An 11,836-nucleotide genomic window follows, 5' to 3' on the forward strand; every position below is an offset into this window, starting at 1 on the left:
GCTTCGCGCAGCGCGCCATCGGCGGCGTCGCGCCACGCCTTGGTCTCGATGAACCGCGCATAAGGCTCGCGGCCGCCATAACCCTTGCTGCCGCTCTCCTGACGGTCGCCCTGGCCGGCGACCACCGAGACGTTGACGCGCACGAGCGGGCGGATGTCGCGGTAGCTCTCGCCGTCGGGGCGCAGGATTTCGACCACCTGCCAGGTGGCGCCGACCGACACCGACACTTGCCGCACCCGCGGGTCCTTGTCGCGGATATAGGCGTCGATCTCGCCGAGCAGCTTGACCTTTGCCTCGAAGCCCGGCGCGTCGAGCGGGTTGTCGTCACCATACAGCTGCACATTGGTGTGCGGCGGCGCCACCGACAGGCTGCCGCTGTAATCGCCGCGCACCGCAGCGACCGCATCCGCCGCTCGGATCAGCGCCGGCAGCGACACGTCGGAGGAATGCGCATAGCCGACCGCATCGTCCTTAACGGCGCGTAAACCGAAGCCCTGTGCGGTGTCGTAGGTCGCCTGCTTCAGCCGGCCGTTGTCGAAGGCGAGCGCCTCGGTCTGGCTGTATTCGAGAAACAATTCGCCATCGTCCGCCCCCTGCAGCCCCCGCGCAATCTCGCGCCTCACCTCGTCGCGATCGAGATTGGCGCGGTCGATGAGCGAGGTCTGGGCTGGGTTGGTCATGTGCGACTTTCAGTTGAGAGTGACCGGGTTACAACGGACGGAGCCAATGGCAATATAATCGTGCCCCCTCGAATTGCGAGAGGATCGCGGATTCGTGCGGCGGGGGACTGGTCGAGCGGTTGGGGGATCGCGACGTTGCACGAGCCGAAATCATATCGCGGGATCATGGTGTCGAGCACCTTCACCGATCTCGAACAGCACCGGGCCAAGGTCATCGAAGCGATCGGGCGACTCGGTTTCCGCCCCAATGTGATGGAGACCAGCGGTCCCCGCGCGGACGCCGACGTGATCGACGCCTCGCTGAAGATGGTCCGCGACTCGGCCGCCTATATCGGCGTGATTGGCCACAAATATGGACAGACCCCGTATTGTCCGGCCCGGAATCCGGACCGGCTGTCGATCACCGAACTTGAATTCAACGAGGCGATGCGGCTGGGCCGGCCAATTCTACTGTTCATCATGGGCGAGGATCATGCAGTCAAACGTGCCGACGTTGAAGCCGACCCTGAGAGGCTCAAGAAACTCAATGCGTTTCGCGAGCGCGCCAAACGGATGCAGGAAGGCAGCGAGGTCGAGCGGGTCTATGCCGTCTTCAATGATCTTCAGGACTTCATTGCTCAGGCTGCGACGGCCGTCGGTCAGCTAACGCGGGACCTCGAACCACCGACCGCTGCTCAAGCTGCGAGGCCGCCTGCCGACCCACCTAAGTCTCAGATGATTTCCAATATTCCGATCACCGTCCCGCTGCACTTCCTCGGCCGCGATCAAGACCTCAAAGCAATCGACGCGGCCTTGTCGAGCAACAACGGTTGCGTCGCTATCACCGCTCTGCACGGGCTGCGCGGGGTCGGCAAGACGGTGTTGGCGGCGGCCTACGCCGAACGGCACCGCGACGCCTGTCGCGCGACGTGGTGGATCAGGGCCGCGACCGAATCGACGATGCGCGCCGATCTAGTCGGTCTCGGCGTGCAGCTCGGCTGGGTAGTCGCCGACGAGAAGGAGGAGCCCGCGCTCGCGATCGTGATGCAGCGGCTGCGCGACGACGGGCAGGGTCTGCTGCTGATCTACGACAACGCGATCGATGCGAACGCGATCCGTACCTATGTTCAGCGGGCCGGCGAGGCCAGGCTGATCGTCACCTCGAATGCACCGAACTGGGGTAGCGTTGCTGAGCCCGTCGAGATCGAGGTCTGGCCCGAGGAGGTCGGCGCGGATTTCCTGACGGCGCGAGTTGGACGGTCCGGCGACCGTCAGGCCGCTCTGACGCTGTCGGACGCGTTGGGGGGATTGCCATTGGCGCACGAGCAGGCGGCCGCCTATTGCGAGCGAACCGGCATATCGTTTTCCGAGTACCTGAAGCGTTTCACTCAGGCTCCGGCCAAGCTGCTGGACGCCGACAAGGACGCGCCGACAGACTATCACGATCGGCTCACGGTCGCGAAAACATTCGCGCTCGCGATCGACGAGGCAGCAAAGCTGCATCCGGCCGCCGAACCCTTGATCACCTGTGCCGCGTTGCTGGCGCCGGAGCCGATCCCGCTGTTCCTGTTCTCGGAAGCGCGCGAGGCGTTTGGTGAATCGTTCGCTTCGGTAATTGAAGGTGATGGGCTCGACGAAGCTGTCGCCGCACTACGCGCTTTCGCATTGATCGATCGCGAAGCCATTTCTGATGAACGTGATCCGACAATCGAGACGGATTGCATTCGGTTGCATCGATTGGTTCGCGAGGTTGCGATAGTCCGAGCGGACGAAGATGTGGCGGAAGACTTTCAAAGGCGCCTGGTTGAAGCGATGGCTGCGCTCTACCCGCATGATTCTGACAGCCAACCCATGGTTTGGCCGCGTGTGAGGCGGCTGGACGCGATTGCGCTCGCCCTCGCGGATGTCGATCCTGCAATGCTCGAAGGCTCCCAGAGAGCCGCTAGCTATCTGCTCAATCAATTGGGACTATATAGAGTAGGGTGTCTCGCTGCCTACGCCGCCGCTCGCCCCCTTTTGGAACGCGGTTTGTCTCTCAACGAGGTCCTGCTCGGCCCCGAGCATCGGGTCACAGCTTTGAGCCTGAACAATCTAGGCTATCTGTTGCAAGCGCAGGGCGATCTTGCGGGGGCGAAGCCGTATTACGAGCGGGCGCTGGCGATCCGCGAAAAGGCGTTCGGCCCCGATCATCCGGACACGGCGTTGAGCCTGAACAATCTCGGCGCTCTGTTGCAGGCACTCGGCGATCTCGCGGGGGCGAAGTCCTATTACGAGCGGGCGCTGGCGATCAATGAGAAGGCGTTCGGTCCCGATCATCCGGACACGGCGTTGAGCCTGAACAATCTCGGCGCTCTGTTGCAGGCACTGGGCGATCTTGCGGGGGCGAAACCGTATTTTGAGCGGGCGCTGGCGATCAATGAGAAGGCGTTCGGTCCCGATCATCCAGACACGGCGACGAGCCTGAACAATCTCGCAGTTCTATTGGACTCGCAGGGCGATCTCGCGGGGGCGAAGTCCTATTACGAGCGGGCGCTGGCGATCAATGAGAAGGCGCTCGGCCCCGATCATCCGGACACGGCGAGGAGCCTGAATAATCTCGGTTATCTGCTGCGTGCGCAGGGCGATCTTGTGGGGGCGAAGCCGGTTTACGAGCGGGCGCTGGCGATCGTCGAGGAGGCGCTCGGCCCCGATCATCCGGACACGGCGAGGAGCCTGAACAATCTCGCAGCTCTGTTGGACTCGCAGGGCGATCTTGCAGGGGCGAAGCCATATTTTGAGCGGGCGTTGGCGATCCGCGAAAAGGCGCTCGGCCCCGATCATCCGGAGACGGCGACGAGCCTGAACAATCTCGGCTTTCTGTTGCAGGCGCAGGGCGATCTTGCCGGGGCGAAGCCGTATGTCGAGCGTGCGCTGGCGATCTGCGAGAAGGTGCTGGGTCCCGGGCATCCAACCACCAAGATCGTCGCGGACAATTTAGCCGCCGTGCTTGCCGAACTCGGCTAGCCGAACCAGCCTCATTCGCGCCCAGCGCGTTTTGACGGGCGTTGTCGCATGAGCCCAGCAGGGCCTCGCTTGACATTATATCGCGCGCGATATAAATCTCCGTCCATGAAACCATCGTCCCCATCGACCCGTCTGCCGCGCGGCGGCGACAAGCAGAAGCTGGAGAACCAGCTGTGCTTTGCGCTGTATTCGACGCTGCTCGGGGTCAACAAGGTGTATCGCGGCCTGCTGCGCGAGTTCGACCTGACCTATCCGCAATATCTCGTCATGCTGGTGCTGTGGGAGAGGGACCAGATCAACGTGTCTGAAATCTGCGAGCAGCTCTATCTCGAGACGACGACGCTGACTCCGCTGTTGAAGCGGCTCGAGGCGCGCGGGCTGGTTAGCCGGCGCCGTTCGGCCGAAGACGAGCGGCAGGTGATCGTCAGCCTGACGGACGAGGGGCGGTCACTTCGCCTGCAGCTCAAGCATGTGCCGGACTGCCTCGGCGCCGCGATGGGCGGCTCGCTCGACGAGATCGTGGAGCTGCGCAACAAGCTGACCAAGCTCCGCGCCAATCTGTTTCAGGCTGCCTGATGGAGTGCCGCCTCCGGACCGCCGCGTTTCATCGCCAATTAAATCGCGCGCGATATTAATGTGCGCGAGATAGTCGAACCCAACCCTGTTTGAACCACCACCCCTCGAAAGGAACACCACCATGTCAGTCGAAAAGGTTCTCTACCGTGCCACTGCGACCGCCACCGGGGGCCGCGATGGACGCGGCGTCAGCAGCGATGGCCATCTCGATGTCGCGCTCACGACGCCGAAGGAGCTCGGCGGCGGAGGCGGCGCCGGCACCAATCCGGAGCAGCTGTTCGCCGTCGGCTATTCGGCCTGCTTCCTCGGCGCGATGAAGTTCGTCGCCGGCCGTGACAAGCTGCCGATCCCGAAGGACGTCAGTGTCACCGGCACGGTCGGCATCGGTCCGATCCCGACCGGCTTCGGCATCGAAGTGGAGCTGAAGATCAGCCTGCCGGGCATGGATCGCGAGCAGGCCCAGACGCTGGTCGACCGCGCCCACATCGTCTGCCCGTATTCCAACGCCACCCGCGGCAACATCGACGTGACGTTGACGCTGGTGTGAGGCCGCGTCGATCACGCGTGACGGTTTCAATAGCGTCTCGCCACAAAGATCGTCATGCCCGGGCTTGACCCGGGCATCCACGATTTCAAGCGAGGCCGTGCGTGTGTCCGTGGATGGCCGGGTCGGGCCCGGCCATGACGGCTATTGGGCGGAAACACAGTGCATCATAGCCGGCGCCGCGTGATGCGAGGCGACTATCGACTGAGGAACGGCGGCCGCGGACGTTAGAGTCCCGTGCCGGCCTACGGCAGCTTGTCGTAGCCTTCGCCGAGGCCGTTGAGGCTGAGCGGGAAGCCGATGCCTTCTTCCGGCGTCTCGAAGATGATGAAGGTCGCGGTCTTGGCGCTGCGCAGCTGGGCGAGCAGCTTGTCGTCCATCACCACCTCGGCGACGCAGCCGTTCGGCAGGCAGCGGACGAAGCCGGCGCGGCCGATGTCGGCGTTGTCCAGCTTGAGGCCGAGACCCGACGGCAGCAGCACGCCGAGCGGCGCCACCACGCGCATCAGCTTGCTCTTCTGATCGGCGGTCTTGAGGATGATGACGGTGAGGCCGGCGTTGGAGCGATCCTCCGCCACCACGCTCTGAATCAGCGCGCACTGCTCGGCCTTGGCGCCGGGCGGGGTGTCGCAGCGGATCTGCCAGTCACCATGCACCGACCGCACCGCGCCCTGGGCCGGAGCCGTGCTGCTGCCGGCCAGCGCCCCCAGCGCGATCAACCCGACCGCCAGCATGGCCCCGGACGCAGCGCGGCGGCTCGAGGCAAGGATTGGCGAAAGTCTGGCGAAGCCCATCAGAGGTGTTTCCGAGGTGGTGACGGTTGAACGGGATGGTCGGCGGCGGGTTCCGACTGACCGGCAATGACGGCGCCATGAAGGCAGCGCGCGCGCCAGCGAATCAGGCTTCCGTGACATCCGGGTGCTTTGCCTACAGCGAGGGGCACATCTGTCAAGCCGGCCTCACAAGACTGACACGCTGTGTCAGCGGCACCGGACAAAATTCTTAACCGATGAGCAGGCCTGGGTTGTTTGCACGCGCGAACCCTCACTCCTGCATTGCGACGTCCCGAGAATTGTGATTTGAAAAGTAGAATAAGAAGCGTTCGCACTTAGGCTACGCTTTTGTGCCGAGCGCAATAAAACTGCACGGCCGGTCACGCCGATACGGCGGGCTCGCTGTGACAAGTCATAGGGAGCGCAGCGGCATGAAGGTGTCGAAGGGGCGTTTGGGGCGGTGGTCGCTGGGACTCGCGATCGCCTGCTGTGCGGCGGCGGTCGGCGGGACCGCATTCGCCGAGATGGGGCAGCCGGCCCCGTGGGAAGTTACCCTGCAACAACCCGCCTCTCCGGTGATGCAGAACATCGTCTGGTTTCACGGCTTCATGCTGTGGCTGATCACTCTGATCACGCTGTTCGTTCTGGCGCTGCTGGTGATCGTGGTGGTGAAGTTCAACGCCAAGGCCAACCCGGTCCCGTCGAAGACGACTCACAACACGCTGATCGAAGTCGCCTGGACGATCGTGCCGGTGCTGATTCTGGTCGCGGTCGCGGTGCCGTCGTTCCGCCTCTTGTTTCTCGAACTCGACATTCCGAAGCCGGACCTAACCGTGAAGGCCACCGGCAATCAGTGGAACTGGACCTACACCTATCCCGACGACAAAATCGAGTTCACCTCGATCATGCTGACCGATGAAGAGCGGGCCAAGATGAATCCGGTCCCGCCGCGCCTGCTCGGCGTCGACAACGAGATGGTGGTGCCGGTCGACAAGGTGGTGCGGATTCAGACGACCGCGGCCGACGTGATCCACTCCTGGGCGATCCCGTCGTTCGGCGTGAAGATCGACGCCGTCCCCGGCCGTCTCAACGAAGCCTGGTTCAAGGCCACAAAGGAAGGCCGTTTCTACGGCCAATGCTCGGAACTGTGCGGCCGCGACCACGCCTTCATGCCGATCGTCGTCCGTGTGGTGAATGAACAGGAGTACGAAGCCTGGAAGAAAAAGCAGCAGGTCGCCTCGCGCATGCGTGACGATTCCTACGCCTCGGCCGCTTCCGCCACGCGCTAAGCGGCGGGATCGCAAGACGTCGAACGGAGACCGCAAGGTCTGAGGTTTTCAAGTCAGGATCTGAAGATGGCAATGGAAGCTGCAAGGGTCGCTCATTCCGAACACGCGCACGACGATCACGCGCATGCGCATCCGACCGGATGGCGACGCTATCTGTACTCGACCAACCACAAAGACATCGGGACAATGTATCTGGTGTTCGCCGTGATCGCGGGCATCATCGGTGCGGCGATGTCGATCGCGATCCGGGTCGAGCTGATGTTCCCCGGCATTCAGATCTTCCATAATACCCACACCTACAACGTGTTCGTCACGTCGCACGGCCTGATCATGATCTTCTTCATGGTGATGCCGGCGATGATCGGCGGCTTCGGCAACTGGTTCGTGCCGCTGATGATCGGCGCGCCGGACATGGCGTTCCCGCGGATGAACAACATCTCGTTCTGGCTGCTGCCGGCCGCGTTCGCGCTGCTGATCATCTCGACCTTCGTCGAGGGCGAGCCGTCTTCGAACGGCGTCGGCGCCGGCTGGACGATGTATGCGCCGCTATCGACCATCGGGCACCCCGGGCCAGCCGTCGACTTCGCGATCCTGGCTCTGCATCTGGCCGGTGCATCGTCGATCCTCGGCGCGATCAACTTCATCACCACCATCTTCAACATGCGCGCACCGGGCATGACCCTGCACAAGATGCCGCTGTTCGTGTGGTCGGTGCTGATCACCGCGTTTCTGCTGCTGCTGTCGCTGCCGGTGCTCGCGGGCGCCATCACCATGCTGCTGACCGATCGCAACTTCGGCACCACCTTCTTCTCGGCCGAAGGCGGCGGCGATCCGCTGCTGTTCCAGCATCTGTTCTGGTTCTTCGGCCACCCCGAAGTGTACATCCTGATCCTGCCGGGCTTCGGCATGATCAGCCAGATCGTCTCGACCTTCTCCAAGAAGCCGGTGTTCGGCTATCTCGGCATGGCCTACGCAATGGTGGCGATCGGCGTGATCGGCTTCGTGGTGTGGGCGCACCACATGTACACGGTCGGCATGTCGAGCACGACGCAGGCCTATTTCGTCGCCGCCACCATGGTGATCGCGGTGCCGACCGGCGTGAAGGTGTTCTCCTGGATCGCCACGATGTGGGGCGGGTCGATCGAGTTCAAGACGCCGATGCTGTGGGCGGTGGGCTTCATCTTCCTGTTCACCGTTGGCGGCGTCACCGGCGTGGTGTTGGCCAATGCCGGCGTCGATCGGGTGCTGCAGGACACCTACTACGTCGTCGCGCACTTCCATTACGTGCTGTCGCTCGGCGCCGTCTTCGCGATCTTCGCGGGCTGGTACTACTGGTTCCCGAAGATGACCGGCTACATGTACAACGAGACCGTCGGCAAGCTGCACTTCTGGCTCACCTTCATCGGCGTCAACATGGTGTTCTTTCCGCAGCACTTCCTCGGTCTGTCGGGAATGCCGCGGCGCTACGTCGATTACCCGGATGCATTCGCCGGCTGGAATCTGGTGTCGTCGATCGGCTCCTATATCTCCGGCTTCGCCGTGCTGGTCTTCCTGTACGGAATGGCGCTCGCCTTCATCCGTAAGGAGCGTGCGGCCGACAATCCGTGGGGTGCCGGCGCCACCACGCTGGAGTGGACGCTGTCGTCCCCGCCGCCCTTCCATCAGTTCGAGGTGCTGCCGCAGGTGCGCTGAGGCCGGTGTTGGAACCTGCATCCGCCGCCACCGTTGCGGCAGCGGATGCAGCTCGAAAGAAGAGGTGAGCCCGTGTCGGTCATCGACGTCAATCCGATCCCGCTTGCGCCCCGGATCTCCGAAGCCGGCGTCGCCGACTACATTGCCCTGCTGAAGCCGCGGGTGATGTCGCTGGTGGTGTTCACCGCCCTGGTCGGGCTGTTGATGGCGCCGGGCAGCTTCCATCCGGTGCTGGCGATCACCGCGATCATCTGCATCGCGGTCGGCGGCGGCGCTGCCGGCGCGCTGAACATGTGGTACGAGGACGACATCGACGCCAAGATGACGCGTACCGCCAACCGGCCGATCCCGCGCGGTCGGGTGACGCGGCCGGAGGCGCTGACCTTCGGCATGACGCTGGCGTTCTTCTCGGTGGTCACGCTGGGCATCCTGGTCAATTGGATCGCCGCCGCGCTGCTCGCCTTTACGATCTTCTTCTACGTCGTGATCTACACGATGTGGCTGAAGCGCTGGACCGCGCAGAACATCGTGATCGGCGGCGCCGCCGGTGCGCTGCCGCCGGTGGTGGCGTGGGCCTCGGTGACCGGATCGCTGGCGGTCGAACCGATCCTGCTGTTCTTGATCATCTTCTTCTGGACGCCGCCGCATTTCTGGGCGCTGGCACTGTTTCGGAACGACGACTACGCCCGCGCCGGCGTGCCGATGCTGCCGGTCGTAGCCGGCCCCGATCATACCCGGCTGCAGATCCTGCTCTACACCGTCGCGCTGGTCGCGGTGGCGGCGGCGCCATGGCCGCTCGGTTACTTCGATGCGATCTACGGCGTGGCGTCGCTGGCGCTCGGCGGCTGGATGCTGGTGCTGGCGGTACGGGTGTATCGCCATCGCTCCGGCAGCGCTGCGCTGCGGGCGACCCGCAATCTGTTCAAGTTCTCGATCCTGTATCTGTTCGCGCTGTTTGCGATCCTCCTGGTCGAGGTCATCGCCGCGGCCGTGCTGCGGTTGATCGGCTGATGGAGGGCGCGATGGAGCCAGCTCATAAGACGCCGCCCGGTATCGTCCTCACCGATGCGCAGAAGAAGCGCCAGCGTGAACGCTCGATTGCGATCGCAGTGGCGCTCGGCGTGCTGGTGGTGCTGTTCTTCGCCGTGACGCTGGTCAAGGGACCGGCGGTGCTGCACCGGCCGATGTGAGAAAGGTGCCGCCGATGTCGCCACCGCTTCCGCAAGCTCCGCAGCAGCCGGCGCCGCGCCGCGGCCTCGGGCGCGATACGGCGGTGGCGGCGGCGTGCGGTCTGGTGGTCGCCCTGATGGTCGGGGCGTCGTTCGCGGCGGTACCGTTCTATAACTGGTTCTGCCGTACGACCGGCTTCAACGGCACCACGCAGGTGGCGCGTGCCGCGCCGAGTTCGGCGCCGCTCGACCGCACCGTCACGGTCAGCTTCGATTCCAACGTCAACGGGCTGCCGTGGAAGTTCGAGCCGGAGCAGCGCGACATCGAGGTGCCGATCGGCAAGGTGGTGACGGTGTACTACCGCATCACCAATCTGTCACGATCCGACACGGTCGGGCAAGCGGCCTATAACGTCACGCCGCTGACGGTCGGTTCCTACTTCACCAAGATCAACTGCTTCTGCTTCACCGAGCAGACGCTGGCGGCCGGCGAGAGCCGCGACATGCCAGTGGTGTTCTACATCGATCCGGCGTTCGCCGCAGATTCGGAGAACGACACCGTCAAGACCATCACCTTGTCCTACACCTACTACCCGGTGCGCGATCCGGCGCCGAAGCCGGTGGCTTCGAGCGAACCGGCACCGCGCAAGGGCAATCTCTGACAGGAAACGCAGCAACAAAAACGACCGGGACACGCATCACCATCCCGGAGGGATCGAAACGGAGAGCGACAATGGCCACGGCGCACGTCAAGCACCACGACTATCATCTCGTCGATCCGAGCCCCTGGCCGTTCGTCGGGTCGGTGTCCGCGTTCATCATGGCGTTCGGCGCAGTGTCCTGGATGCACCATTTGTATCAGGGCGCCCCGATCGTGTTCGGCGTCGGCGTGATCGGCGTGCTCTACACCATGGCGAGCTGGTGGAGCGACGTGATCCGCGAGGCGCAGTATCAGCACGATCACACCCGCGTCGTGCAGCTCAGCCACCGCTACGGCATGATCCTGTTCATCGCCTCCGAGGTGATGTTCTTCGTCGCCTGGTTCTGGGCCTACTTCAACGCGGCGCTGTTTCCTGCCGATCCGGTCCACGCCACCCGCGAGGCCCTCTTCGGCGGGGTGTGGCCGCCGAAGGGCATCGAGACCTTCGATCCGTGGCACCTGCCGCTGCTCAATACGCTGATCCTGCTGACGTCAGGCACAACGGTGACCTGGGCCCACCACGCGCTGCTGCACAACGATCGCAAGGGTCTGAAGCAGGGGCTGATCTGCACCATCCTGCTCGGCGCGACGTTCTCCTGCGTGCAGGCCTACGAATACAGTCACGCCACCTTCTCGTTCGCCGGCAATGTCTATGGTGCGACCTTCTTCATGGCGACCGGCTTCCATGGCTTCCACGTGCTGGTCGGCACCATCTTTTTGCTGGTGTGCCTGATCCGCGCCTACGCCGGTCACTTCACGCCGAAGCAACATCTCGGCTTCGAATTTGCCGCCTGGTACTGGCATTTCGTCGATGTGGTCTGGCTGTTCCTGTTCGTCTGCATCTACGTCTGGGGCCACGGCGCCTCGGCGATGGCGCACGGCGGCTAAGGCGGCCCGATATCAGAGGAGGGCGGCCCGAGCGGCGGCCCTCCCTGTTTTCAAGGCTGAACGATCATGCGCCATCACCAAACGGTCATTGCGAGGAGCGGAGCGACGAAGCAATCCAGGAGCCGGATGCACCGGACCCTGGATTGCTTCGCCTTCGGCTCGCAATGACGGAGCAGGTTGGCCACGCTCCCTCCGTCCTGCAGAGCGCGCTCCGCGGCCTTGCGTGCCGGTGCCCGCGTTGCGGGGAGGGGCGGCTGTATGCGGGCTTTCTGACGCTGGCGCCGCGCTGTGAGGTCTGTGGTCTCGACTTCGGCTTCACCGATGTCGGTGACGGCGCGGCGGTTTTCACCATCCTGATCGGCGGCGCCATCGTGGTGCTGTGCGCGTTGATCGTCGAGGTGAAGTATCAGCCGCCGTTCTGGCTGCACGCAGCGCTCTGGTTGCCGCTGGTGGTGATCACGACGCTGGTGCCGCTGCGCTCGATCAAAGCGCTGTTGATCGCCCTGCAATTCCACCACAAGGCGCAGGAGGGCCGCCTCGCCG

12 protein-coding genes are annotated in these 11,836 nt (G+C 63.9%); 10 read left to right on the forward strand and 2 right to left on the reverse strand.

Translation table 11 applies throughout. The features are described from left to right. Positions 1 to 680: PmbA/TldA family metallopeptidase (locus tag DYI24_RS11855; protein ID WP_283810853.1), on the reverse strand; the 680-nt coding region annotated here is incomplete at its 3' end. A gap of 135 nt (positions 681 to 815) precedes the next feature. On the opposite strand from DYI24_RS11855, the gene fxsT reads away from it, so the two are divergent. The 3 genes from fxsT (at position 816) to DYI24_RS11870 (ending at position 4,785) form a co-directional block, all read left to right on the forward strand. Further along, positions 816 to 3,662, forward strand: a complete 2,847-nt coding sequence (gene fxsT, locus DYI24_RS11860) for an FxSxx-COOH system tetratricopeptide repeat protein (protein ID WP_164572424.1) — start codon at positions 816 to 818, stop codon at positions 3,660 to 3,662. A gap of 105 nt (positions 3,663 to 3,767) precedes the next feature. After that, the gene (locus DYI24_RS11865; protein WP_164572425.1) at positions 3,768 to 4,238 is read left to right on the forward strand and encodes a MarR family winged helix-turn-helix transcriptional regulator; all 471 of its coding nucleotides are present in this window, start codon (positions 3,768 to 3,770) and stop codon (positions 4,236 to 4,238) included. Between the two features lie 121 nt (positions 4,239 to 4,359). Continuing rightward, complete coding sequence (locus DYI24_RS11870; RefSeq protein WP_164572426.1) at positions 4,360 to 4,785, forward strand: organic hydroperoxide resistance protein; 426 nt, start codon at positions 4,360 to 4,362, stop codon at positions 4,783 to 4,785. 242 nt (positions 4,786 to 5,027) lie between these two features. Here the strand turns inward: DYI24_RS11870 and DYI24_RS11875 are convergent, their stop codons facing one another. After that, the gene (locus DYI24_RS11875) at positions 5,028 to 5,576 is read right to left on the reverse strand and encodes an invasion associated locus B family protein (protein WP_164572427.1); all 549 of its coding nucleotides are present in this window, start codon (positions 5,574 to 5,576) and stop codon (positions 5,028 to 5,030) included. Between the two features lie 410 nt (positions 5,577 to 5,986). Here DYI24_RS11875 and coxB point away from each other — a divergent pair, with 410 nt between their 5' ends. From coxB to DYI24_RS11910, 7 genes are all read left to right on the forward strand, one after another. Beyond that, positions 5,987 to 6,844, forward strand: a complete 858-nt coding sequence (gene coxB, locus DYI24_RS11880) for a cytochrome c oxidase subunit II (RefSeq protein ID WP_107343002.1) — start codon at positions 5,987 to 5,989, stop codon at positions 6,842 to 6,844. Positions 6,845 to 6,910: 66 nt separating this feature from the next. Further along, a complete protein-coding gene (gene ctaD / locus DYI24_RS11885) occupies positions 6,911 to 8,536 on the forward strand; it encodes a cytochrome c oxidase subunit I (RefSeq protein ID WP_107343003.1) in 1,626 nt (541 codons plus the stop codon). 72 nt (positions 8,537 to 8,608) lie between these two features. Beyond that, positions 8,609 to 9,547: a heme o synthase gene (locus tag DYI24_RS11890; RefSeq protein ID WP_164572428.1), complete on the forward strand. Its 939-nt coding sequence runs from the start codon at positions 8,609 to 8,611 to the stop codon at positions 9,545 to 9,547. An 11-nt stretch (positions 9,548 to 9,558) separates the two neighbouring features. Continuing rightward, positions 9,559 to 9,726 (forward strand): cytochrome c oxidase system small membrane protein, encoded by a 168-nt coding sequence (locus DYI24_RS11895; protein ID WP_012494516.1) that lies wholly within the window; start codon positions 9,559 to 9,561, stop codon positions 9,724 to 9,726. A 14-nt stretch (positions 9,727 to 9,740) separates the two neighbouring features. Further along, positions 9,741 to 10,367 carry a cytochrome c oxidase assembly protein gene (locus DYI24_RS11900; RefSeq protein WP_107343005.1) on the forward strand — a complete coding sequence of 209 codons (627 nt, stop codon included), beginning with the start codon at positions 9,741 to 9,743 and terminating at the stop codon, positions 10,365 to 10,367. Between the two features lie 71 nt (positions 10,368 to 10,438). Next, positions 10,439 to 11,293 carry a cytochrome c oxidase subunit 3 gene (locus DYI24_RS11905; protein WP_164572429.1) on the forward strand — a complete coding sequence of 285 codons (855 nt, stop codon included), beginning with the start codon at positions 10,439 to 10,441 and terminating at the stop codon, positions 11,291 to 11,293. Between the two features lie 164 nt (positions 11,294 to 11,457). After that, the coding region (locus tag DYI24_RS11910) for a DUF983 domain-containing protein (protein ID WP_164572430.1) at positions 11,458 to 11,836 on the forward strand (379 nt) is incomplete at its 3' end.

The organism is Rhodopseudomonas sp. BR0C11 (genome assembly GCF_010820945.1).
Classification (GTDB): Bacteria; Pseudomonadota; Alphaproteobacteria; order Rhizobiales; family Xanthobacteraceae; genus Rhodopseudomonas; species Rhodopseudomonas palustris_H.

Bases quoted from the DNA above. Each gene is read 5' to 3' on its own strand.
- DYI24_RS11865 (WP_164572425.1), top strand. From the start codon at position 3,768: ATGAAACCATCGTCCCCATCGACCCGTCTGCCGCGCGGCGGCGACAAG.
- DYI24_RS11870 (WP_164572426.1), top strand. From the start codon at position 4,360: ATGTCAGTCGAAAAGGTTCTCTACCGTGCCACTGCGACCGCCACCGGG.
- DYI24_RS11875 (WP_164572427.1), bottom strand. From the start codon at position 5,576: ATGGGCTTCGCCAGACTTTCGCCAATCCTTGCCTCGAGCCGCCGCGCT.
- coxB (WP_107343002.1), top strand. From the start codon at position 5,987: ATGAAGGTGTCGAAGGGGCGTTTGGGGCGGTGGTCGCTGGGACTCGCG.
- ctaD (WP_107343003.1), top strand. From the start codon at position 6,911: ATGGCAATGGAAGCTGCAAGGGTCGCTCATTCCGAACACGCGCACGAC.
- DYI24_RS11895 (WP_012494516.1), top strand. From the start codon at position 9,559: ATGGAGCCAGCTCATAAGACGCCGCCCGGTATCGTCCTCACCGATGCG.
- DYI24_RS11900 (WP_107343005.1), top strand. From the start codon at position 9,741: ATGTCGCCACCGCTTCCGCAAGCTCCGCAGCAGCCGGCGCCGCGCCGC.
- DYI24_RS11905 (WP_164572429.1), top strand. From the start codon at position 10,439: ATGGCCACGGCGCACGTCAAGCACCACGACTATCATCTCGTCGATCCG.